This is a genomic window from Coriobacteriaceae bacterium, assembly GCA_025757745.1.
In the GTDB taxonomy this organism is placed as follows: domain Bacteria; phylum Actinomycetota; class Coriobacteriia; order Coriobacteriales; family Coriobacteriaceae; genus Collinsella.
Window position 1 is genome coordinate 1,875,177 of the sequence record CP107217.1, and the last position, 24,085, is coordinate 1,899,261.

Consider the following 24,085-nt stretch of genomic DNA (forward strand, 5'->3'; position numbering starts at 1 on the left):
CATCGGCGAACGGCGTGTTTTCATACTCCATTGGTCAAACCTAAGCACAGCCCTACAGCTCGTACTTGTACACGCGGTAGATGTACTTTTCGGCTTCCATCTCGCAGGTGGCGATGGGCAGTCCGTAGCGGTCGTACTCGATAAAGGTCTTGGCCTGGCCCGATGCCACGAGCATGCTATTTGAATCGCCGACGCGCTGCGCACTGCTGACGTAGCCCGAGAACGGCACCGCGATCTGGTCTTCGAGCTCGTAGGTGCGGGCCGCCTCGTCCACTGTAAAGATGCGCCCAAACGAATGCGTGCCCTTGTTGTAGTCGGTCACCACCGCGGCGCCCAGCTGGCCCCAGTCGAACTTGGGATAGCTTTCGGCCGCGCCAAAGTTGTTGTCGTACAGCAGCACCTGGTAGCAACCGGCCGTTGCCATGTCAGAACTCGGCAGATACGTCACGCTGTGCTGGCCCGCATTGAGCGAAAAATCGCCCTGGGCCTGCAGTAACTTGTCCTCAAAGCCCGAGCCGGCCCATTGCCACTCCTTTCTATTTCTGGGTCCATCTTCTCACTGCTGGCGACCAAAAATGATCCGTTTTCCTCCGTCCCCGAGGGATCATTTTTAGTACTTGAAGAAGCCCTCGCCCGAGCTTTCGCCCAGCTTACCTTCGTCGAGCATTTTCTTGAGGGCGGAGGCCATAGCCTTAAAGTTGTAGGGCATCATCATCTTTTTGAGCAGCGGGCCCACCAGGCCCGGTACCTTCTGATACTGCATGACGATGTTGTAGGCCGTCTGGATGCCCACTGTGTCGAACACGCGGAACGGACCTTTGGGCGCGCCAGTGCCGCGCGTCCATGCGAGGTCGATGCTCTTGGGGTCACTCACGCCCGAGACATACAGGTCAAGGCCCGAAAGCAGCCATGGCACCAGCATGGAATTGAGCAGATAGCCGTTCTTTTCCTTGTTGACGGGCAGGGCGAGCATGCGGATGTCGTTGGCAAAGTCGACGAGCTCGTCGAAGTAGCGCTTGTCGGTTTGATCCTGTGCCATGACCTCGGTCATGTTGTTCTTCCAGATGGAGTTGGCAAAGTGCAGCGACAGGTACTTCTCGGGGCGGCCGGTGTATTTGGCAAAGGTGCTCGGCAGCAGCGTGGAGGAGTTGGTCACGATGACGGTCTTTTGCGGCAGGACCGGAGCGAGCTTCTTGTAGAAGTCGATCTTTGCCTGTGTGTCCTCGGCCATGGACTCGATGACCAAGTCGGCGTCGGCAACGGCCTTGGCGAGGTCGAGCTCCAGCTTGAGTGTGGAGTAGGCACGCTCAACGGCGGCGAGCGCCGCCTCCCTGTCGAAGGTCTGGTCGCTATCGGCGATGCCGGCACACCACTCGCCCGTACCATCCGCCATACCCTCGATTGCCGCGATGTACTCCTCGCGCACATGATCGATCTTGGGCTGGGTGCGGCCGATGCTGCCCTCACTGCGCAGCCAAATCGTTACATCAAAGCCGCAGTAGGCAGCCTGAAAGGCAATCTGGCTTCCCAACACGCCGCCGCCGGCAACACAAACGGTCTTGTAGCTCATGGAACGGTCCTCTCTTACGTAATTCCATAGATGTGTATTTATTCAACCGTAAGGATGACGCGCGCTGGGGGTGGGTTCTATAAACGGATGGTTTTTTGCGGCGAACGGCTACAGTTGTTCATTATCTTAGCTTTCTGTAGCCCGTTATTGGTGCCACCGGGCAACCGTTTTCGGAAGTGCGGGGAAAAATCGAATACCGCCGACCAGACCGGCTTTTTAGGCAACAAAACCGCAGGTCACAAGAGTCGAAAAGGGCGGTGTGCTCGGAGGTTCTGAGTTTTTCCCCGCACTTCCGAAATCCAAGCTCGCAGGAGGGGAAAGCGAGGCAATTTACACCACATATGTCCAGTAAAAACGGGTGGTAGCCGGTACGGCTACCACCCGTTTGTCTCACATCTAGCCCATAGCAGGCCAGTTACTTCTTAATGCCGCGCCCCAGACGCTTGGCGACCGATGCCACGGCCTCCTCGCTGGCAGGTCCGCAGCTCACGCAGCCGTCATGGGCACGCATCTGGCCGGTGACCTCGTCCATCGCGAGCGGCGCCACCTTCTCGAGCTTAAAGCCCTTGCCGGCGCGCATGTTCTCCTTAGCCACGCTGATCATGAGCTTAATGCGGTTGAGCTGATTGACTTCGGACGCGCCGGGGTCGTAGTCCACCGCGACGATGTTGCTCTCGGGATGCTGGCGGCGCAACTCCTTGATTACGGCCTTGCCCACCACGTGATTGGGCAGGCACGCGAAGGGCTGCGTGCAGATGATATTGGGTGCGCCGTGGTCAATCAGGTCGAGCATCTCGGCCGTAAGCAACCAGCCTTCGCCCATGTTGTTGCACACCGAAAGCACCGTACGGGCCTTGTCGGCCATGGTGCCGATGCGCTCGGGCGCCTCAAAGCGGCGGGACTTCTCGAGCATCTCCTCCACCGGCGTACGCATCCAGTCCACGAGCTTAATAAGCGCTTGCATGCCCGCGCGCGTAGTGGCAGAGCTTCCCAGCTCGTCCTTCTGCAGCTCGGCATTGCTCATGGAGTACAGGAAGAAGTCGAGCAGGCCCGGCACCACGGCCTCGCAGCCCTCGCGCTCGATCACGTCGACCACATGGTTGTTAGCCGTGGGGTGGAACTTGACCAAGATCTCGCCGACCACGCCCACGCGCGGCTTGGTGCCCTCGCCCACAAGCGGCATGGTGTCGAACGCGTGGATGGCCTCGCGGCACAGCTTGGTGTAGTTGTGGCGGTTGAACTTGGGCGCCAGCTTGCGGGCTCGTGCCATGTACTCCTCGTAGAGCGCGTTGGCGGCACCGGACGTGGCCTCGTACGGGCGGCAGCGATAGAGCATCTGCATCATCACGTCGCCAAAGAGCACTGCGTACACGGCCTGCTTAAGCAGCGCCGGCGTAATCTTAAAGCCGGGGTTGTCCTCGCCGAGCGCCACGGCCGAAAGCGAGATCACCGGGATCTCGGGGTGACCGCTCTCGCGCAGGGCCTTGCGGATGAGCGCGATGTAGTTGGTGGCACGGCAGCCGCCGCCGGTTTGGCTGATAACCACGGCCGTCTTGGACAGATCGTACCGACCGCTCTCGATGGCCTCCATAATCTGACCCGTTACCAGGATCGACGGATAGCAAATGTCATTGTTCACATAGCGCAGGCCAGCCTCGACGGCGTCGTGATCGGTTGAGGGCAGCAGCTCCAAGTTGTAGCCGGCACCGCGGAACACCTCTTTGACCAGGTCAAAGTGAATCGGCGCCATCTGCGGGCACAGGATGGTATAGCCCTCGTCACGCATCTGCTCGGTAAAGGGCACCTTGGGCCATGCGGTCGAGGCGCTCTCACGCTGCGCCTCGAACGTGTACTTGCGGCTCGCGAACGCGGGGGCATCCGTGGAAGGCGCCACCGGCGCGGCATCGCCCTGCTCGTAGGCCTCGCCCGCGGCCGTGGCCTCTGCCAAGCGCTCGGCCTCCTGGTCCTTGAGCGCCGCCATGAGCGAGCGGATGCGGATGCGCGCGGCGCCCAGATTGGACACCTCATCGATCTTGAGCACGGTGTAGATCTTGCCGCTGGCCTCAAGGATTTCCTGCACCTGGTCGGTGGTCAGGGCGTCCAAGCCGCAGCCGAAGGAGTTGAGCTGAATCAGGTCCAGGTCGTTGCGCATCGTCACAAAACGGGCGACGGCGTACAGGCGGCTGTGGTACATCCACTGGTCGACGACGCGAATCGGACGCTCGGGCTTCACCAGGTGCGCAAGCGAATCCTCGGTAAAGACCGCAAAGCCAAAGCTCGAGATAAGCTCGGGAAGGGCGTGGTTGATCTCGGGGTCGTTGTGGTAAGGACGGCCGGCGAGTACGATGCCGTGGCCGCCGTGGTCCTCGACCCACTTAAGGGCCTCCTCGCCCATGGTCTGGATATCCTCGTGGAAGCGCGCATCGGCCTCAAAAGCAGCGTTGACGGCGGCATCGACCTCGGAGCGCGTGATCTTGGGACCGCGCACACGACCGCGACCGGCTTGCGCATCGGCCACACGGTCGACGGCGAGCACCTGGTATAGACGGCGCTTGAGCTCGGTCTTGTCGTGATAGGGCACAAACGGGTACAGGAACTCGATGTTCTGCTCGCGGATCTCGTCGATGTTGAGCGCCAGCGCCGTGGGGTAGCTCATGACGATGGGGCAGTTATAGCAGTTGCCGGCGGTCGGATCCTCCTTGCGCTCCCAGCGCACGCACGGCATCCAGATGAAGTCGACGTCACGGTCGATGAGGTTCATCACGTGGCCGTGGCTCATCTTGGCCGGGTAGCACACACTCTCGGACGGCATGGACTCGATGCCCGCCTGGTAGGTCTTTTTGCTCGACTGATCGGACAGCTGCACGCTAAAGCCCAGGCGCGTAAAGAACGCATGCCAGAAGGGGTAGTTCTCGTACATGTTGAGTGCGCGCGGGATACCCACGGTGCCGCGCGGGGCCTCGTCGGGGCTCAGCACCTCGCGGTCAAAGAGCAGCTCGTTTTTCTTTTTGAAGAGGTTGGGGGCCTCGGTCTTCTGCTTTTTGTGACCGGCGCCCTTCTCGCAGCGGTTGCCGGTAATGAAGCGCCTGCCGCCGCCAAAGTCGTTGACGGTAAGCTGGCAGTTGTTAGAGCAACGGCCGCAGCGGACATGCTTTTGCGTCACGGTGAGGTGCGCGATGTCTTCGGCAGAAAGAATGGTCGAGGTGCCGTTCGCGCCGGCGCGATCGCGGGCGAGCAGGGCCGCACCGTAGGCGCCCATGCAGCCGGCGATGTCGGGGCGCACGGCGTGAACGCCGGTGAGCTGCTCAAACGCGCGCAGCGTGGCATCGGACATAAAGGTGCCGCCCTGGACGATCACCTGGCTGCCGATCTCCTTGGGATCGCGCAGCTTAATGACCTTGAACAGAGCATTCTTGATGACGGAATAGGACAGGCCGGCCGCGATGTCGCCCACCGTGGCGCCTTCCTTTTGCGCCTGCTTGACGCGCGAGTTCATAAAGACCGTGCAGCGACTGCCCAGGTCGACCGGGGCCTTGGCATGGATGGCGGCGTTGGCGAACGCGTGCACGTCCATGTTCATAGAGACGGCGAAGCTCTCGATAAAGCTACCGCAACCCGACGAGCAGGCCTCGTTGAGCATGATGTGCTCGATTACACCGTCCTTGACGCGCAGGCACTTCATGTCCTGGCCGCCAATGTCCAGAATAAACTCGACGCCGGGCAGGAACGCCTTGGCGCCGCGCAGGTGCGCAACGGTCTCGATCTCGCCGGAGTCGGCCTTGAGGGCTTCGATGAGCAGTGCCTCGCCATAGCCGGTAGTGGTCACGTGGCCGATGGTGCAGCCGGCGGGAATGTGGTTGTAGAAATCGGCCATGATGACCTTGGCCGTGCCCAGGATGTCGCCGTTGTTGTTGCCGTACCAGGTGTGCAGCAGCTGACCGTCCTCGCCCACGAGCGCGGCCTTCATGGTGGTGGAGCCGGCGTCGATGCCGATGAACACGCGTCCGGTGTAGCCTTCGAGCTTGCCCTTGGGGACGACCTCTGTGTCGTGGCGGGTCTTGAACTCGGCAAAGTCCTCGTCGGTGGCAAAGAGCGGATCCAGACGCTCGACCTCGGCACCCTGCGTGTCACCCAGGGCATCGATGGCCTCGATGAGCTGCGGGAACGTGCTGAGCTTATTGGACTCGTGCGCCATGGCGGCGCCGCTCGCCACAAACAGGTGAGCGTTTTGGGGCACGATACGGTGCTCCTCGTCCAGGTTGAGCGTGAGGTAGAAGCGGTGGCGCAGCTCGGAGAGGTACTGCAGCGGGCCGCCCAGGAAGGCGACGTTGCCGCGGATGGGACGGCCGCACGCCAGACCCGAGATGGTCTGGGTCACGACAGCCTGGAAGATGGAGGCGGCCACGTCCTCGGGGCGGGCGCCCTCGTTGAGCAGCGGCTGGACGTCGGTCTTGGCAAAAACGCCGCAGCGGCTGGCAATGGGATAGATGGTGGTGGCGTTGGCCGCGAGTTCGTTAAGGCCGCTGGCGTCAGTGTGCAGCAGGGTTGCCATCTGATCGATGAACGCGCCCGTGCCGCCGGCGCAGGTGCCGTTCATGCGCTGCTCAATGCCATTATCGAAGTAGATGATCTTGGCGTCCTCGCCGCCCAGCTCGATGGCGACATCGGTGGCCGGGATGAGGGTCTCGACGGCACGCTTGCTGGCGATGACCTCCTGGACAAACTCCAGGTCGAGCCACTGGGACAGCAGCAGGCCACCCGAGCCGGTAATGGCGCAGGTCATCTGGGCCGTCGGCAGCACGGTCACAGCGCCCTCGAACAGGTCGCGGGCGCAGGCACGGACGTCGGTGTGGTGGCGCTGGTACTTGGCGTAGACAATCTGGTTGTCGTCGTTGAGCACGGCGAGCTTAACGGTGGTGGAGCCCACGTCGATGCCCAGGTGCAGGTTGCCGTGGGCGTTGCCGGGGTTGAAGATCGCGCCTTCGGGGGCGTGGGCGGCGGCTACGGGCTCAGCGGCGGTGGCGGGCTCGCTGGCAACGGACGTCTCCCCTGCCGCGTTCTTGGCATCGGCAACTGCCTCGGCGACCTTCTCGGCAGCGGCAGTCGCGGCCTTCTGCGCGGCGTCCACCACGGCGGGCGCGGCCTCGCGTGCGGCAGCGACCATGCGGTCCTTGATGCCCTCGACGAGTTTGCTCATTGTCTCTCCTCTTAGTTGTTGGACTCGACGGTTGCGGCGGTGTCGGCCGCGTCCTCGAGCTGCAAGTTCAATAGCTTCATGCCGTATTCCGGCACGTTGATATCGATGGGTTGGCCATACAGGTCACCGGGGCGCACAAAAGCGAGCACCGTCATAATGCGCGCCATGGCCTCAGGCGATTCGGTGAGTCCACGCTCAAACCAGCGCTGAATCATGCCGACCTCGGCACTTACGACGTAGGTAACGTAGTAGTCAAAGAACGTGCCCAGCGCCAGGCCCAAAATGCCCGTCTGCGCACGCGGCACCACAGCCTCACGAGCGGTGTCGATGATCCTTTTAATGAAGGCCTGGTCGCCGCCCGGACCCAACAGCGCACCGATTAAGTCGCGGTTGGCCGCAAGATAACGCAGCAGCTCAACCGAACCGGGCGCCGGCTCGAGCTCATCTATGTTGTGATAGAGATCGGGCAGCTGAGCTGCGGTGATGAGCTCAATGCGCTCACGGATCTCGGCCAGCAAGCCGTCCTCGATTTGATTGATAAAGTCAGGGATATCGCGGTAGTGCGAATAGAACGTGCGGCGCGTAAGACCGGCGCGCTCGGTGAGCGACGCGACATTAATGCGCGAAAGGTCGCCGCTTTCGGCAAGCTCGCTGGCAAGTGCCTGGCGAAGGGCACGCTGCGAGCGAAGGGACCGGCGATCGCATTTCTCGAGCTGGGACAAGCGTCCTCCTTGTTACTCAGCCTGTGCGCTATTGCACAGTGCGAGTATTATTGCACACCGTGTGCATCAACACGTAAAGGCAATATTTGGGATGTGACGAAAGGGCAGTCCCTTTGTCACATCGAGCCGCCACTTGGTCCCGTTAATGGGACCGACAGCCCCCGTATCTGTCGCATCATGCCGGTAACGATCGATAAGGAGGCCGACATGAACAACCAGGCAAACGATAGCATCAGCGATACCGGCAAGGACCTTGTCCTCAGCTGCATCAAAAGCCAAGAGCTGCGAGACCACATGCGCAAATACTTATACTGGCCAGCGCCGATCATCGCCGGGTCGCTGAAGACACTTGACAAAAAACGCGCCATGCTCGAGCAACTTCGCAAGGAGGTTTCGTCGGAGCTGACCGAAGATATCGATTCGCATCTCACCCAGCTCAACAGCGCGCTTAAAATGCTCGACAACGTCGAACGCGACCGCGGCATCCTTCTTCTCTCTGCCATTTGCTACTGCGAGGAGGAACGCGGGACCGACACCTTCGATGGCCCCTTCCCCACCGCATCGTGGGAAGCCGCGCAAAACCTCATGAAGCGCTACATCGAGGAGTATCCCGAAGACGACTGGTCCGAATCATTCTGGCAGGTCGATCTCTACACCTCGGAAGACCTGCACGAGCATCAAACGGCGCAGCCCACTCTGTCGTTTGCGGCAACCAAGGACGGCGAGCTCATATTCCTCCGCGATCTGCGCAATCACCGCACTCGCAAATCGCATGCCGAAAGCGTCTGGCGAAACGATAGCAGGCGGTTCTGCGCGAACAACGAGCCAATATACACGCCGTGGGTACCGGGCGACATCCTCAAAATCGACGGTCGCCCCTTCGACCACGGACCCCGCTTTGCCATTGTGCTCGAAAACGACTACGAGCACACACTCCGTGGACAAATCTGGTGCGCAGGGCCCAACAGAGATCATGGCGTTAAGGAAGGTTCGCTTTCATCCGGCACCTATAGCGACAGCCTCTTGGACCCCTTCATCCCCTCTGCCCTCTACACCGCCGAGCGCTACACCGGCGACCTGCCGGACGACTGCGCTTTTATGCTCGAGCTTTCGCAGAAGCTGCACGACAACCCTGACTACGGCAAGCAGTGGTCCGAAGGCTCGGTCGGACACGATTGCCTACAGCCGTATCGCAAGCCTACCAGCCAAAGCGAGCTGGATATTCGTCCGGGCATCTTTGAGTTTTTGGACTCGCGCAGCATTAAGGAGCATCTTCAACGAATCGACTACGAGCTCACCACGCCCGTAGCGGCTTTCATCGTCAATTGCTCACATAAAGCGACGCTGCAGCAAAAGCTCGAAGGATGGCAAAAGATCATCGATAATATGCCCAATTGCACCATGAGCCGCAGAAACGACACGGTCAACATCCCGGACTTCCATGCCTTTCTGCACAATGTCATCAGGCAGGAGCAACGAAAACTCGCACACTTTATAAGGACGGACGGCAAGAGTCTGTATTTCTTAGAGGACTACTCATGGGACCGGCGCGGGCAGGGCGGCTGTCTTTACGGCCCGTACAGCAGTTATCAAAAGTGCTTCGATGCAATCTGGAAAGAGCTCGACGGTGACGATCCCAAAGCCATCAGGATCACTCGTCGTCCCATCGACCCGGACGAAGACCACTATGCCGACGACATGGTCTTACTCAATGCGAACGGCGAAGTAATGTCTTGCGATTACCGCAACAAAAGCGAGTGGGACGAGGCGGGCACCGCCAGCGATTTCGAGGACATGTGGTTTGATATCCCAACGCCCTTCCATGCCGGAGACATCGTCTGCAACCTCCAACGCCCCGACGAGCCGATGGTGCTGTTTGACCTGCAAACTTGGGGATCCGAACGAGTCGACAAAGAGCTGGCCTCCTCCGTCTACAAAGAGCGCCTCGTTCAAAAGGCCGACAAGCTATTGCGCTGGCACCGATATGACGGCGACACCAGCGACATGTACGCGTACGGCTGCCAAGTCTCATCCGCCTTGCATTTCCCCTTCTACATTGGGGAGCCTGAGGGCTTTCTTTTGGACATCGACTATTACCGCAAGCCGCTCAAGTCGGAGGAGCGAATCCTTTACGGCGTCAGGGCATATGTCAAAGGCGACCTGGCGGTTGACTCACTCGCCGCGATGGCCAGCGCATGCGAGCTACAGGCGCTGGCGGAGAAAAAGGCACGCGGCTTCGAGGACACAGACAGTTGGCTCAAGGACCGCTACCCAGAGCTGTTCGATACGACGGTTGACCCGGTCACGGCCGGTCCCTTATAGCCCCTGAAAGCGTCTTCCCAGGCCTCCGCCATACCGACGCTATTCGTCACAAGGGCAAGCATCATATTCTGAATGGCAATCCTTTCAACACGCAGCCACCCATGCACCAGCGGCGTTTCCAAAAGTATGTTTGACGCGAGATTCATATCAGACCCGTTAATGGGACTGCAAAGCACAACCTCCGGCGGATGCTAACGGCAACGATCGAATTGGAGGTTGCCATGAACATCTTGGATTATGTCGACTCCCGGGACATTCGGGAGCACCTGCGCAGTATCGACTTCCGGCCTAGCACCGTCGAAGCCGCCTATCTGGTTTGGTTTTCGAAGACCGCCACGCTCGATCAGAAATGCGAAGCTTGGCAGGAGATCGCCCGAACCATGCCCAATTGTTCGCTGGAGGCAACCCATGCCGGTCTTGGAAGGCCGGCCATCCCCGATTTCCATGCTTTTTTGCGTTGGACAATCGATTACAACAAGCGGTGCGTCGATGCGTTTGCGAGTGGGACGGGCTACGTTTATCAGTATGAAGAGGAGATTGTGCCCGACGGGCAACTTTGTGGGGCCTTCGGCGCGCCATTCAGCTGTTATGAGAAATGTGCCGAAGCGTTGCGCGGTGATGATGAACTGGCGAGCCGTCCAGAGGCACGCGTACGCATCACCCGGTGCCCGCTCGATGCCGATGAAGAACATCACCGGGAAGATTGGCTCATGGTGAACGGTAAAGGCGAGGCCCTTGCCGTTTATTGCCCTTCAGCCGGCCCCGTTGAGAACGATTGGGAGATCGCATTCGAGTTCATCTGGGTCGATATCCCCACGCCGTTCCACACCGGCGATATCGTCTGGACGCCGCAAGGCAGTGCCCGCGAGCCGTTCACGTTGCTCGATCTGCCCACGTGGGACCGGACACGGCTTGAGGCAGAGCTTCGGCAGGTAGACCGTTCTAACGAATGGCTTGATCATGCACAGCAGCGCCTCGAGCACTATCGCAATGCGGGAGATATCAGCAACATGTGCGCGACCGGCTGTTCGATTAGCTACAACGAGACGTTTCCCCTCTACATCGGCGAATCGGAGCCGCTCTACCTAAATCTTGAGTACTACCGCAAGCCGCTCAAAGACGAGCAGCGGATTTTAATCGCCGCCCAGGCCTACCTGCGCGGCGACCTGTATGTCGACTCACTCATCGCGTTTATCGACACCATAAGGATGGAGTCCAAGGCAAAGCGCAACCTGGAAGAGCTGCGTCTGGATCAGACGCCGCTCAAGGAGAAGTATCCGCAGTTATTTGAGTAGAGGCCGCCATGTCCGAATCCACGAGAAGTCGCACCAATAACTCGGAGGCTATCGTGCACGAAGAAATAATCAACTTGATCGACTCTCCGGAGCTGCGAAAGCATTTGCTGCATAATCCGCAGCTACTGAGTGGCGATCATTACGCGCAAATCATCGGTGGCGCGTCGATAGAAATCAACCGCAAACGAGAGATGCTCAGCAGGCTGGTTGCTGCCGAGCGCAGCTCGTCAGACGAAACCTTTGATTGGTACGGACCAGAAATTTGTATCGACTACATCGATGACTGCCTGAACGCGCTAAAGGCCGTCGACGGAAACAGGAAAGTTCTGCTTATTAGCGAAATTAGCTTTGTCGACAACGAAGCGGAATCCGCCATCACGCATGGCCCCTTCCCCGTAGCATCGTGGCAGGCAGCCCTTGCGGCAATGAAGGCATACGCAGACAAGTGGAGCGAAATGACAGACCTGTCGTCCTCATACTGGATGATCGAGCTGTTCAACCTTGCCAACGACCCGAGCTGCTCATATCCATACGACGGCTTTCTGCAGCCGGACTACACTTACTACGCCAATGCCGCGGGCGAAATTCAATACATCTGCAGGGAAGAAGAGGGTGAATGCGGCGAGGTGCTCGACTGCATTGTGGGTGGAATCTTTGGCCCGTGGTTCAAGGGGGCATATGTCGACCTGCCCACGCCGTACAGAAAGGGCGACATTCTTGAGATCGACTGCAGGCCATGGGCGCCGGGACCCTGTTATTGCCTGGTAGCAAACTCGAAATTGGACTGCCTGTACCTCGATGCCGATGGGCAGATTAGCTGCGGCTCTATCCCCTACGGCAGTTGCTTTGCCGGATGGGCGCATACGAACCTGATGCTGTCGCCCGTATTCAGAGCGAGAAAGGTAACGCAGCCCTTGCCGAAAGAATACGCAACCCTGCAAGCGATCGAGCTGAACCGGATAGAAGACCTGTTAGAAGAGTGCTCCAGTCACAAGGAGACGGAGCCTATTTGGCTGGACATATATCGGCATCGCGCTCGATGATAAATAAATAGATAAAGATTAAGGGCGAGAACGAAGCAGCAGCAATCATTACAGGGCCGCCAGACATATGGCCTGAAATCTACAAAGTGCAAGGTGGCACCCTCGCAGCCTTCAGAAGACAGTATTCCAAGCCCTTGATCCCATCACCGTATATAACTGGATGCATTTCATTTCACGTGAAGGACATCTTGTTTTCAACTCGCATCCTCAGACGCGCATAGCGCATCGACAAATTACTAATTGCAGCGCAAGCTCTCTATTTACTCCTCTGTCGCTTTAGATGGTGGGGTTGCGAGCAATATAGCGAGCCATTAGTCAAACCTGTAACCTTACGGAAAATCGCCAAGTCAAAACCAAAAGCACCTGTCAGGAAGTCCGTTCATGCAATGAAAAGCAGGTTGAGATGAATTACTATAGTTAAACGAACGCTGGGGATTGGCAAGGCGATTCCCAAACCATAACCGCAAGGGACACTTAGGTAAAGGAAACGAACCAATGCCGCAACAGCAACAATTGCAGTTAGAAAATGTCGTAAATGGTTATACAGAAAAAGATTATCTCACCAAGCAAATAGTCACCTATTTGGGGAACAAGCGGTCGCTTCTCCCTCTAATCGATTATGCAACCGGGCTAGTGTCCAAGGAACTAGGCACCGATCAACTTTCCTTCCTTGACGTGTTCTCTGGCTCGGGAATCGTCTCAAGATTTTTCAAAACAAAAGCGAACTACTTAATGTCCAATGACTTAGAGCCCTACGCGGAAATCATTAACCGCTGTTATCTCTCCACCTATACGAACGAACTATGGGATGAACTAGTTACTAGTTATCAACAGCTAACCCAACTCATCGAGAAGGAATGGGTTAGCGATGGCTTTATTGCTGAATTGTATGCGCCAAAAGACGACAACAATATCATGAGGGGTGAGAGAGCCTTTTACACGAGGAGAAACGCTGAATATCTGGACACCGCGAGAAAGGCAATAGCGAAGCTGCCCCCATCGAAGCAATTTTTTTTCTTGGCTCCCCTTCTATCAAGTGCCTCCATTCACGTAAACACATCGGGAGTATTCAAAGGCTTTTATAAGGACGCCAATGGGATTGGCTGTTTCGGGGGCCGAGGGAAAAATGCGCTGTCTCGTATTCTAGGAAATATCGAAGTCGAATTACCAACCCTATCTCCACATGAGTGCGAGATTAACGTAACGAGACTGGAAGCATGCGATGCCATCCGCGAGGCTCCGCATGTAAATGTTGCATATTTCGACCCACCCTACAACCAGCATCCATACGGATCGAATTACTTCATGCTAAACCTGCTGACACGCTACGAGCGGCCACAAGACATCAGCACAGTATCTGGAATCCCTAAAGAATGGAACCGCTCCAATTTCAATAAAAAGGCGAAAGCGAAAACTGAGCTTTTCCAAATCATTGAAAAATGCGACGCCGATTTCATACTAGTTTCGTACAACAGCGAGGGTTTTATTGAATATGACGATTTTATTACTTTTATGAGCACGCTTGGTGATTTACGAGTAATAGAAACTGACTACAATACGTTTAGAGGCTCTAGAAATCTTCGGCAGCGAGATATCCACGTGAAAGAGTATCTCTTCCTTTTAAGGAGAAACTAAAATGGCACATAAAGATGACCTGCGTGAATCTAGAAAAGGAACGGTTATTAACAAGACCTCGAGCAGGCAAGAAAAAGCAATGACAAGGGCCGTCGAAGCAGTTAGAGTGAATCTAGAGTCCGCCTTTCCGGGTATTAGCATCGAATGGAAAAAACGCATTTATCTTAAAGAGGTTACGGCGCACATCAATGAGGCTTTTCCTGAAGTCGACACCTTTTACTATCAAGATTCGTCATTCATGACTCCCGACGGCGGTTTTCTATATCTTGTCTCAAAAGATGGAAAACGTTTCCCCATCTTAATCGGCGAAAAGAAAAACCAGGGGACAAATGACCTTCGCGCAGCAGAGGGTAAAAGCAAGCAGGCTAAAGGTAACGCAATCGAGCGCCTGGGGAAAAACGTTATTGGACTCAGAGCATTGATGGCAGATGAAGATATTTTTCCTTTTGTTTGCTTTGGAGATGGCTGCGATTTTGCAGCAGACTCAAGCATACTAGACCGGGTGGTTACAATTGCAATATTTGGAGAATTAAACAAGGTCTATCTTCATGATGTTGCAAACTTACCGCAGTTCAAAAGAGGAACGTTTTATTTCCGCGCCGAAGAGTGGACGGAAAACGAAATGTATGACAGATTCTATGAAATCGCCAAGCGCTCTATCCATTACTACTTCTCGAAATACGGAGAGAACTGCTTTTTCAATGACTAGCCATCCGACAGGCTACCGCTCATCCATATAAAACCATTTAAATCACATTTAAGCCCTCAAAACACGGCAGACCACGAGGGCTTAAGGTTATAGTTGTCTTACCGTTGAAATCCCGGCAACTATTACTTGCAGAATCTGTCAGACCCAGACGCAAACAATCACATGCCTCCATGATAGCCTGCCCGCATTACTGGCTCCCATAATTTGCTGTCAATACTCTTGGCCCTAGCCAAAGACTCGCACGCAGGCGGGATTTTCGCCATCGGAGCTCATACAGACCAGGACGTCCGCGTTGCAGTGGGTCTCGGCGAATGCCACATGGTTGTCTCGGCCCTCAGCCGCAAAGCAGCCCGCTAGAATTGCAGATGTCGGGCTGAGCATGTTACGTAGATCACGCAGGACAGCGTTTACCGGGCGGTTGTCGTCGAGCATTTCGAGTCCGTCGATTGCGACTACGACGTCCTTTAGCACCGCCCTATTCCACGTCTGGTCGCCGAGCAACCAGCTCGTTAAAAGGTCCATGGTCATGTTGTCTTCGGCAAAGATGCCCAAGTTGCGCTGCTTGAGGCGCATCGTTGCTCGGATTCCCTCAACCTGTTGCTCCTCAAGATCTGCCGGCAGCTTGACGCCCATCTCAGCGCGAATAAGCCGGGCGATCGCGTCCTCTTCACGCTCCCGAATCGGCATGTAGAGCACGGCGCATTGCTCACTCAGGCGCAAGGCCGCATACGCCAGCACGTTCGAGACATCTTCATGCGCGCCGCCAATCACGCTGAGCTTACCCAGCCCAACGCCGCCACCTAGGGCATCATCGACCGGCATGCCGGTCTTCAACACTCGCGGGGCTTCAAGCACCGACGTCTCCATAACGCGATCGAGCCCAGAAACCAGCCGACTGTGAAAACCGCTGAGGTCAAAACCCTCGTCATCACGCTCTCCACGATTCCCGCCGCACCGATTCGCGGACGGCGACATCACGCCCGGGAAGCTCATCAGCTCGCCCATACTCGCAGAACGGCCAATTCGGTCGTCCCTGGAGTCCATCTTTAGCGTCATCGCAACCCTCCTAACGCCTACCGCGCTTACCAGTAGCCTTAAAATTCCAAATCGGCTTGAGACGGTGAATAACATCAACAGTCGGGTCCATGAGTCTCAGTACATCATCCGCAGGCTTATACGCTTCGGGCGACTCGTCGAGCGTCGTCTCGCATGCGCTTGGACAGTAGATGCCGGCATCGCGCATCTCGTTAACGAACGACCTGGTATCGAGCGTTTGGAACGCTTTGGTGCGGCTCATCGCACGACCCGTCCCATGCGGCGCCGAGCAGTTCCAGTCCTCGTTTCCCTTGCCGCGCGCAATAACGGCACCGTCGCGCATATTAAACGGAATCAGCACCATTTCGCCCGCATGAGCGCTAATAGCGCCCTTGCGAATCATGCCACCTTCCGAGATGTAGTTGTGCATGGTGGTAAAGCCGTCTCCATCGAGTCGAATTCCCGTACGCTCAACAATCTGTGCGACAATCGCCTTGCGGTTCTGGTTTGAAAAGCGCTGGCAGTTGTGCATATCGACGAGATACTCGGCAGAAAGATCATCCTCAAGATACTTAAGCTCGTCGGGGATATCTGCCGTGCACGTCTTCTGCGCCAGCGCCTGATGGTGCTCCGCCGTCTGCTTGCCCATGTTGCGCGAGCCGGTGTGCACGACCAGATATTGGCACCCATCCTCGTCCTCGTCGAGTTCAATGAAGTGGTTGCCGCCGCCCAACGTACCCATAGAGCGCTCAACCTTGCGCTTGTCCTGAAGCCAATCGCGCGACTCCATGTCAAAGTCCGCGAGTACGCAGGCAGGATCGCGATGAAGGCTAAAGCCCGTAGGCACCGCGCGCTTCACATCGCGATTGAACTGAATGAGGTCGTCGCGCGCGATGGTTTCCGCAAGCGGCACACAGTACATCCCGCATCCGATGTCGACCCCCACCAGGTTGGGAATCACCTCGTCGCCCAAGTTTGCCGTAAAGCCAATCACGCAGCCCTTGCCCTTATGGGCATCGGGCATGATGCGGATCTTGGCGCCTTCAAACGCCGGACAGTTGGAAATCTCCTCGATCTGCTTCTTGGTTGAATCCTCAAGATTCTCGGCAAAGACTTTGATGTCTGCCATCGCATTTCTCCTGTTCTGATCCTTGTAAACCGGAACCGGCCCCAAGCCAATAGAGTGCATGTCACACCAGCCAGCCAAACCGCCGATCTCCGTTTAACCACCTTTCGCCCTATTCGAGCTCTTATTGCTGCAAATACTACGGTCGCGCGGGCTACAATGAGTCCCAATAACGGGTCTTGTTTTGTATCTTCGGCTGTTACCCTGCCGGCGAAAGGAGACAACGTGGCGAACAGACCAAATCAAAAGCTCAGGCTTCTGTTCCTGCTTAAAACCTTGATGGAAAAGACCGACAGCACGCACGGGCTCACGACGCAGCAGATCATCGAGGAGCTCTCCTATCACGATCTCGAGGCCGAACGAAAGGCCATCTATCGCGATCTGCAAACGCTTCGCGACTTTGGGCTCAACATCGACCAGCGCGGTGGCAAGGAATGGGCGCTGGTCTCACGCCCGCTCGACCTGCAAGAACTCATCATGCTTGTTGACGCCGTGCAGAGTTCGCCGTTTTTGACCGATGAGTTGACCGACCACCTCATCGGCAAGCTGCAGAGTCTCGCCAGCCTGGGCGAACGCGGGCTTATGCACAAGCGCGTCGACGTGCCTTCGCGCGTGAAGATGCAAAACTCCGATGCTCTGCACAATATCGACCTTATCCAGCGAGCCATGCGCGAAAAGCGCAAGATCCGCTTCCGCTACTTCCACTACAACGCCGCCAAGCAAAAGGCCTTCAACCATGACGGAAAGACCTACGAGCTCACACCCGTGCGCCTTATCTACTCCGACGAACTCTATTACATGATTGGGTTTAGAGATAAATGGGCCAACGCCGGCTCGGACCATCAGCCGTTCACGCCTTATCGCGTCGATCGCATGCTCGACGTTGCGGTATCCGAAGAGCCCGCGACCAGGGATCCGCGCATTACCGGCTATGTGCTCGAGGACCACGTTTCGCCATCGTTTGGAGTCTATGCAGCCAATAAGACCGCCGTGGTGCTGGAACTCGACGACCGCGCGATGAATCCACTCATCGACAAGTTCGGACTGGACGCCGTTGTGTTTGAAAACCAGGATGGGCGCCTGTTAGCAACTGTCAAAGCCCCGCTGTCGCCGCAGTTCTTTGGCTGGCTGCTGCAGCTCAGCACCTTCATTAAGATTGTTCAGCCCCAAAGCGCCATCGATACGTATCTCAAATATCTCGACGACACTCGGGCACTTTACCAGGAAGACAGGTAATATTTCATGGCTACAACCCCTAAATTCGATGAATCGTTTAAGAACCTGAACCCAGAACAGCGCGAAGCCGTCGAATGCCTAGATGGCCCGCTGCTCGTCATTGCCGGTCCCGGCACCGGCAAGACGCAGCTACTGAGCCTGCGCGCGGCGAACATCCTGGCCGAATGCGATGTCGCCCCGCGCAACATCCTCTGCCTCACCTATACCGAGGCGGGCGCAGAAGCCATGCGCAAACGCCTGATTGAGCTCATTGGGCGCGACGCCTACGGCATCGAAGTCAGTACGTTCCACGGATTTGCAAGCAGCATCAGGTCGCGCTATCCCGAGTACTTCATGCGCCCTTCGACCGACACACTTGTTACCAGCCTGCACCAGCAAGAGATTTTTGATCGGCTGCTCAAATCGCTGCCCTTTTGGTCGCCCTTGGGCGGAGGGTCGCCCGATATGCCCGCGCAAAACATCGGCAAGATGATTGGCTTTGTCTCCAAGATCAAACGCAGTGGCGTGGACTACGACACGCTGGGCGCCATCGCGCAGCAGAATATCGACGCCGCTGCCTGGCTCACCGAGCATTCCGAGCTGCTTACGCTCGCCTGCGAAAGGGCAAGCGCCGCGTTGGCAGAACGCTTTGAGGAGGAGGTCGAGCGCGCCTGCGGCATGGCGCCCACATCGCTCACCCACCCGATCGAGTGCCCCGCCGGCACGTATGTGCCCTATATCCTTGCGCTGCGCGATACCGTTCGCCGCACCGAGCTCATCGATGAGAAGGGCAAATCCTCGGGATACACCAGAGTGCGCGATGCCTTCTTTGGAGGCAGCAACTCTCAGGGACGCACCTTTAAAATTGCGGAGCAGAGCGAGCGACTTAAGACCGCTTGCGACGTCGCGCGTCGCTACCAGAGCGAGCTCGACCAGCACCATCTCTACGATTACGACGATATGATCGGCGATTTTGTCGACGCCGTCGAACACAATGACGCGTTGCGCCAAGTGCTCCAGGACACCTATACCTATATCCAAGTTGACGAGTTCCAGGACACCAACGGTGCCCAGATGCGCATCATCGAGCTGCTCTGCGACGGCGTTGATGCGCCCAATATCATGGCCGTCGGCGATGACGATCAGGCCATCATGCGTTTTCAGGGCGCCACGATCGAATGTGCCAACCAGTTTGCGGCCGAGTTTTCGCCCCGGAGCATCGTGCTCAAGACCAACTATCGCTCCACGCCCGCCCTCATTGAGCTTGGTCAAGCCATCGCACGGCAAATTGAATATCGCCTCGACGCCAGCTCGAATAAGTCAATCGAAGCCTCCAAGCCTCAGGGTGATCAGGTCGGCTTTAGCGAGAACGTCTACGCCGGCAAAGCCGAGGAATACGCCGCTGTCGCCGCGAGCATTAAGCAGCGGCTTGTTAATCACTATCTCGATGAATGCGAAGATCCCAACGAAGGAATTGCAGTCATCTCTGCTAAGCACGCCGCCTTGCGCTCGCTGATTCCCTTCCTCGTTAAGGAGAAGGTGCCCTTTTCGTATCGCGAGCGGCAGAATCTCTTTGCTTCCGAGCGTATGCAGACGATGCTGGCACTGTTGCGCTGCGTTACCGCGCTTGCTCGCGGGCAGAAGGAGCTCGCCTGTAGCTATCTTCCGCAGATTGTCTGTGCCGCCGAGCTGGGCGGCGACCATCCATCGTCCGTGACGTTCGCGCTCAGCGCAAAGCGCGAACATCGCGGCGACTGGATGGCCGCCATGTGCGAGAGTAATAGCGCCCGCGTCAAAGAGCTGTACGACGACCTTATGCAGTGGGCGGCCGAGGCCGGCGCCTCCCCGGTCAGAGCGTTGCTCTTTAAGATTGCCAAACGCAGCCTTGACTATTATCAGGATCATAAAAAACAGGATCCGCTGGGCGCCGCCGAATTCAATGCCGGCATCCGCGCCCTACTCACCTTTGCTGAGGGTGAAATGGGCGACGCGCGCCGCATGGGACGCACGCTTCGCCTGCCCGATATTGTCGACAAACTCGACGCCGCGCAAAAGTTTGGCGTGAGCATCGACGCATCGATCGATCTTGGCACACCGGGAGCCGTTCGCCTTACTAGCGCTCACAGTTCGAAAGGTCTGCAGTTCGATTGCGTCTACCTGCTCGACGCCGACAACTCCACCTGGCACAAAGGTGCTGGCGGCATGAGCTTGTACCCGTCCAATCTGCTTATTCGCGACGAAAAGGATGACGACGATGCGCGCCGCCTGCTGTTTGTAGCCATTACGCGCGCTAAGCGACACCTCGAGCTGTACCGCGCCGGCGGATCGGCGCTGCAGGAGCTCACGGGGCTTATCGACTCTTGCGAGGTTTCTGCTGAAGCGGACCAGCTCAGTGCCGCCATCGAAACCGAATGGCGCGACAACTACGTGTTTGATACGCCCGAGCTCCGTGCGCTATTGGAGCCTCACACCGACGTAAAACACCTCTCTGCCACGGCACTCAACAACTTTGTGACCTACGAGCCTGGGTGTGCAAATACCCAGCACTTCCCCGAGAAGCAGATTGTGCGTCTGCCCACAGCGCCCACGATCCAAACCGAATTCGGCACTATCGTTCACGCGATGTTCGAAGAAATCGTTAATCGGATGGCAACCGATGGCGAGGCGGCAATTGAGACAATTGAGGCCGAGTATCGCCAGCAGATTTCGTGGCTCGATTTTGCCCCCGAGGACGTCCATCGCTATTCGGACCGCTTCGAACGCATTTGTCATGCATTCGTCCCTTGGCTTGTCGAGCACGTACGTGGCTACCGTTGCATCACGGAAGCGAACATGCAGTGTCTAACTGCCGGTGGAACTCCACTCTTTGGTTTTCTTGACCTGCTCCTCGTTGACGATGCAGCTAAGACGGTGCAGATCGTCGACTACAAAACTGGCTTTGGCAAAGAAGTCCCTGCAGGTTACCATCGTCAGCTCAAGTTTTACAAACTGCTGGTCGAAGCGTCACCCGAGTTTTATGGCTACACCGTCACCTCCATGGGCGACTACTATGTAGAACCCGACAAGACAACGGGCGAGCTCCGTCCGCCGTTCGCGACAACCGCCAACGCCGATGACATTGCCGAACTCGAGCAGCTCATCGATGCCACATGGGCTCGCATTGAACACGGTGCTTGGGATACCAGCGCTTTTGAGCAGAGCGATGCCCATGAGCTTGCCATCGAGGAGCAGAAGGGCTGCCGCAAAAAAGCCGATAAAACCGAGGTCATGCAGCGCGCCTACGAGCACTGGCTAATTGAGAACTCTAGAATGTGACAAAGGCGCTGCCCCTTTGCCACATTATTCGATGACGGTGCGAGAGCTTTGCTTGCGCATGGTGGCGAGCATGTGTTTGGGGACGGCGTGGACCATGCAGCTGCCGATGGTCGCGCTCGCGGCGGCCTTAGCTGCATCGCTTGCGTTTTTGGTCGCGTAGCTGTGGCGGAAACGCTTGAGCATGGCGATGTCGTTGCCGCCGTCGCCATAGACCGCGACCTCGTCCTCGGCAATACCGTAGTAGCCCGCCAGCCAGGCCACGCTCTCGCCCTTGTTGCACGCCACGTCCGTGATCTCGAACATCACCGGATCGAACGGCGCGTTGACCACGCGGTCCGAGCGCTCGGCCAAATATGCCTTAAGGTCGCGCTCCAGCTCGGACGAGGTCACACGGCAGTTGATCTTGCACACGTCATGACGCAGGATGTCACCGATCGACTGGTCGAAATACTGCTCCTCGTGATACCCGCCACGCGCACGCATACCGCGCATCACGATGCGCTTGATAGGACTGTCCTTTTTAAAGCCCGTCTGGTGCATCTCGAACGAACCGCTCGAAAACATTCCATCGGGCGTGGAGCAGTCAAAACAGATATCCGGAAACTCCTTGAGCAGCTCCTCGGTAATCTGCGGGTCGATAGTCCAGGTCTTGAGCACCTCGCCATGGCTGTCGCGCACGATGGATCCGTTGGAGCAGCAGGCGTCAAGCGCTAGGCCCGTAAAGCCATGCACGCCGATCGGCAGCGTCGAGCGTCCGGTCGCGGGAACCACATGCAGGCCAGCCTCGGTCAGCTCGCGAATGGCGCGGCGAATGGTTCCGTCCGCCTCGTGCAGGGCGTTCAGCAGCGTTCCGTCTAAGTCACTCGCAAACATCTTGATCATGGGCATGCCTCTCCTTCGTCTGCACGATATTGTAGACGAGAACGGGCGCGCCCCAAGAGAGGCGCGCCCGTCAGTCGAAAGATTGTCCTACACCGCAGAAGGGCCGTGTTCGCCGGTGCGAATGCGGATGACTTCTTCGACCGGCTCGACCCAGATCTTGCCATCTCCAACGGCACCGGTGCGGGCGGCGCTACAGATGATGTCAACAATTCCGTCGACATGTTCATCGGCGCAGATGAGGGTGAACTGCACCTTGGGGATCGTGTTAACAAGCAACTCGTTGCCGCGCACGTATTCCTTCCAGCCATGCTGTGCGCCGCAGCCCTGCACTTGGTTGATAGTCATGCCGCGAACATCAGCAGCAAACAGCGCGTCTTTAAGAACCTCAAGCTTTTCGGCACGAACAATCGCCGTAATCTTCTTCATAGTGAATTCCTCTCTTTAATAAAGAAATGAATAGCCATTCAATGACGCGGGTTTTCCAGGTGCCGCAGATTGGGTTGAAAGAGGAGCGCCGCGTACTTTTGTACGCAAGCGACGGTTTGAAACCCAAGGTGCGGTGCCTGGGGAAGCCGCGCGACGGTTTGAAGGGCAAGGTGCGGAGCCTGGGGAAGCTGCTAATCGAGTCCCGAGAAGGAGGGGTAAGCGCTCTCGCCGTGCTGACTCGCGTCCAAGCCCAGCGCCTCGTCGGCCTCGTCCACACGCAGGCTGCCGTGGAACAGCGTCTTGACCACCGCGGCGATCACCAAATCGAGCACCAGCACAATAGCGACCGTCACCACAATGCCCAAAATCTGCGAGATGAGCAGCGACACATCGCCCGTGTAGAACAGACCGCCCTTACCGGTCCACGAGAGCTCCGGCACACAGAACAGGCCCGTGAGCACGCCGCCCAGGATGCCGCCGATGCCGTGGCAACCGAACGCGTCGAGTGCATCGTCGTAGCCAAACTTGGTCTTAAGATGGCTGATGGCCAGGTAGCAGACGGGAGACACGATCAGGCCCATAACCAGCGCTGCCCACGGCTCGACAAAGCCCGCGCCCGGCGTGACCACCACAAGGCCCGCAACCAGACCGGTGCTGGCACCCACCAGCGTGGGGCGACCGGTGTGCACGCGCTCGACGGCAAGCCACGAGACCATGCCCGCCGCGCTGGCCGTCACGGTGTTGAGGATGGCGAGCGCCGCCACGGCGTTGGCCTTAAACTCGCTGCCACCGTTAAAGCCAAGCCAGCCAAACCAAAGCAGGCCGGCGCCCAGCGCCACAAACGGCACGTTATGCGGACGGTAGCTCACCACGCCAAAGCCACGACGACGGCCGAGCATCAGGCAGAGAATCAGGCCCGTCAGACCGGACGAAATATGTACCACGTCGCCACCGGCAAAGTCGAGTGCGCCGATGATGTCGCCGATAAAGGAGCCCTCGCCGCCCCAAACCATGTGAGCAAGCGGCGCATAGACCGCGAGCAGCCAAATGCCCAGGAAGGTTGCCATGGCGCTAAACTTAACGCGCCCGGCCAGGCTGCCCGTAACGATAGCGGCGGTGATCATGGCAAACGCCATCTGGAATGCGATGTTGATGATCTGAGGATAGACGGCACCGTCCGCAGCATTGCCCTCGGCCGCCAGCAGCACCTGGTTGAGCACCGGCAGGCACAGCAGCTGGTCAAAGCCTCCAATAAACGGGCTGGAACCGTCGCCGCCGTAGGCCAGCGACCAGCCGGCAACAATCCACAGCACACCAACCAGGCCAATGGCGCCAAAGCACATGAGCATGGTGTTGATGACATTTTTGCGCCTGGACAGGCCACCATAGAAAAACGCCAGGCCCGGTGTCATTAAAAACACGAGCATGGTGCAGATGAGCATAAACGTTGTCGATCCCGTATCGTACATTCGCTCCCCCTTGGTCGTATGAACGTTGTCGGCGCCCATAATGCGGCCGAGGGGCAACTGGTGTAGACCAGATACGGCGTTGTTAAACGCTGTGTTGTCGAATGGAAACGGCGCCGCAATCTTG

The 24,085-nt window shown here is 57.5% G+C and carries 15 protein-coding genes and 1 pseudogene; 7 read left to right on the forward strand and 9 right to left on the reverse strand.

The annotated features are described in order from the left end of the window. Positions 1 to 52: 52 nt before the first annotated feature. The 4 genes and pseudogenes from OGM60_08230 to OGM60_08245 form a co-directional block, all read right to left on the reverse strand. A pseudogene (locus OGM60_08230) lies at positions 53 to 511 on the reverse strand (aryl-sulfate sulfotransferase). A 99-nt stretch (positions 512 to 610) separates the two neighbouring features. Beyond that, positions 611 to 1,570, reverse strand: coding sequence for a 3-hydroxyacyl-CoA dehydrogenase (locus OGM60_08235; GenBank protein ID UYI98867.1), 960 nt, complete (start codon positions 1,568 to 1,570; stop codon positions 611 to 613). Positions 1,571 to 1,985: 415 nt separating this feature from the next. Continuing rightward, positions 1,986 to 6,767 (reverse strand): 2-hydroxyacyl-CoA dehydratase, encoded by a 4,782-nt coding sequence (locus OGM60_08240; GenBank protein ID UYI98868.1) that lies wholly within the window; start codon positions 6,765 to 6,767, stop codon positions 1,986 to 1,988. Positions 6,768 to 6,778: 11 nt separating this feature from the next. Further along, positions 6,779 to 7,489, reverse strand: coding sequence for a TetR family transcriptional regulator C-terminal domain-containing protein (locus OGM60_08245; protein UYI98869.1), 711 nt, complete (start codon positions 7,487 to 7,489; stop codon positions 6,779 to 6,781). Positions 7,490 to 7,696: 207 nt separating this feature from the next. On the opposite strand from OGM60_08245, the gene OGM60_08250 reads away from it, so the two are divergent. The 5 genes from OGM60_08250 (at position 7,697) to OGM60_08270 (ending at position 14,493) form a co-directional block, all read left to right on the forward strand. Further along, positions 7,697 to 9,811, forward strand: a complete 2,115-nt coding sequence (locus OGM60_08250; GenBank protein ID UYI98870.1) for a hypothetical protein — start codon at positions 7,697 to 7,699, stop codon at positions 9,809 to 9,811. 221 nt (positions 9,812 to 10,032) lie between these two features. Next, positions 10,033 to 11,106, forward strand: coding sequence for a hypothetical protein (locus OGM60_08255; GenBank protein ID UYI98871.1), 1,074 nt, complete (start codon positions 10,033 to 10,035; stop codon positions 11,104 to 11,106). Positions 11,107 to 11,114: 8 nt separating this feature from the next. Beyond that, positions 11,115 to 12,149 (forward strand): hypothetical protein, encoded by a 1,035-nt coding sequence (locus tag OGM60_08260; protein UYI98872.1) that lies wholly within the window; start codon positions 11,115 to 11,117, stop codon positions 12,147 to 12,149. A gap of 495 nt (positions 12,150 to 12,644) precedes the next feature. Continuing rightward, positions 12,645 to 13,784 carry a DNA adenine methylase gene (locus OGM60_08265; protein ID UYI98873.1) on the forward strand — a complete coding sequence of 380 codons (1,140 nt, stop codon included), beginning with the start codon at positions 12,645 to 12,647 and terminating at the stop codon, positions 13,782 to 13,784. 1 nt (position 13,785) lies between these two features. Further along, positions 13,786 to 14,493, forward strand: coding sequence for a hypothetical protein (locus OGM60_08270; protein UYI98874.1), 708 nt, complete (start codon positions 13,786 to 13,788; stop codon positions 14,491 to 14,493). Positions 14,494 to 14,718: 225 nt separating this feature from the next. Here OGM60_08270 and OGM60_08275 read toward each other — a convergent pair whose 3' ends face one another. Together OGM60_08275 and OGM60_08280 are read right to left on the reverse strand one after the other, a co-directional pair. Then, positions 14,719 to 15,549 (reverse strand): hypothetical protein, encoded by an 831-nt coding sequence (locus tag OGM60_08275; GenBank protein UYI98875.1) that lies wholly within the window; start codon positions 15,547 to 15,549, stop codon positions 14,719 to 14,721. 10 nt (positions 15,550 to 15,559) lie between these two features. After that, positions 15,560 to 16,657, reverse strand: coding sequence for an RtcB family protein (locus tag OGM60_08280; protein UYI98876.1), 1,098 nt, complete (start codon positions 16,655 to 16,657; stop codon positions 15,560 to 15,562). A gap of 222 nt (positions 16,658 to 16,879) precedes the next feature. Between OGM60_08280 and OGM60_08285 the strand changes: the two genes are divergently transcribed. Both OGM60_08285 and OGM60_08290 read left to right on the forward strand, forming a co-directional pair. Then, complete coding sequence (locus OGM60_08285) at positions 16,880 to 17,890, forward strand: WYL domain-containing protein (protein UYI98877.1); 1,011 nt, start codon at positions 16,880 to 16,882, stop codon at positions 17,888 to 17,890. A gap of 6 nt (positions 17,891 to 17,896) precedes the next feature. Beyond that, a complete protein-coding gene (locus OGM60_08290) occupies positions 17,897 to 21,184 on the forward strand; it encodes an ATP-dependent helicase (protein UYI98878.1) in 3,288 nt (1,095 codons plus the stop codon). Positions 21,185 to 21,208: 24 nt separating this feature from the next. On the opposite strand, the gene OGM60_08295 is transcribed toward OGM60_08290, so the two are convergent. The 3 genes from OGM60_08295 to OGM60_08305 all read right to left on the reverse strand — a co-directional run bounded on the left by OGM60_08295 (position 21,209) and on the right by OGM60_08305 (position 23,961). Next, positions 21,209 to 22,066 carry a Cof-type HAD-IIB family hydrolase gene (locus OGM60_08295; protein ID UYI98879.1) on the reverse strand — a complete coding sequence of 286 codons (858 nt, stop codon included), beginning with the start codon at positions 22,064 to 22,066 and terminating at the stop codon, positions 21,209 to 21,211. Positions 22,067 to 22,153: 87 nt separating this feature from the next. Next, positions 22,154 to 22,492: a P-II family nitrogen regulator gene (locus OGM60_08300; GenBank protein UYI98880.1), complete on the reverse strand. Its 339-nt coding sequence runs from the start codon at positions 22,490 to 22,492 to the stop codon at positions 22,154 to 22,156. 191 nt (positions 22,493 to 22,683) lie between these two features. Next, on the reverse strand, positions 22,684 to 23,961 hold the full coding sequence (locus OGM60_08305; GenBank protein UYI98881.1) for an ammonium transporter: 1,278 nt from the start codon (positions 23,959 to 23,961) through the stop codon (positions 22,684 to 22,686). Positions 23,962 to 24,085 lie beyond the last annotated feature (124 nt).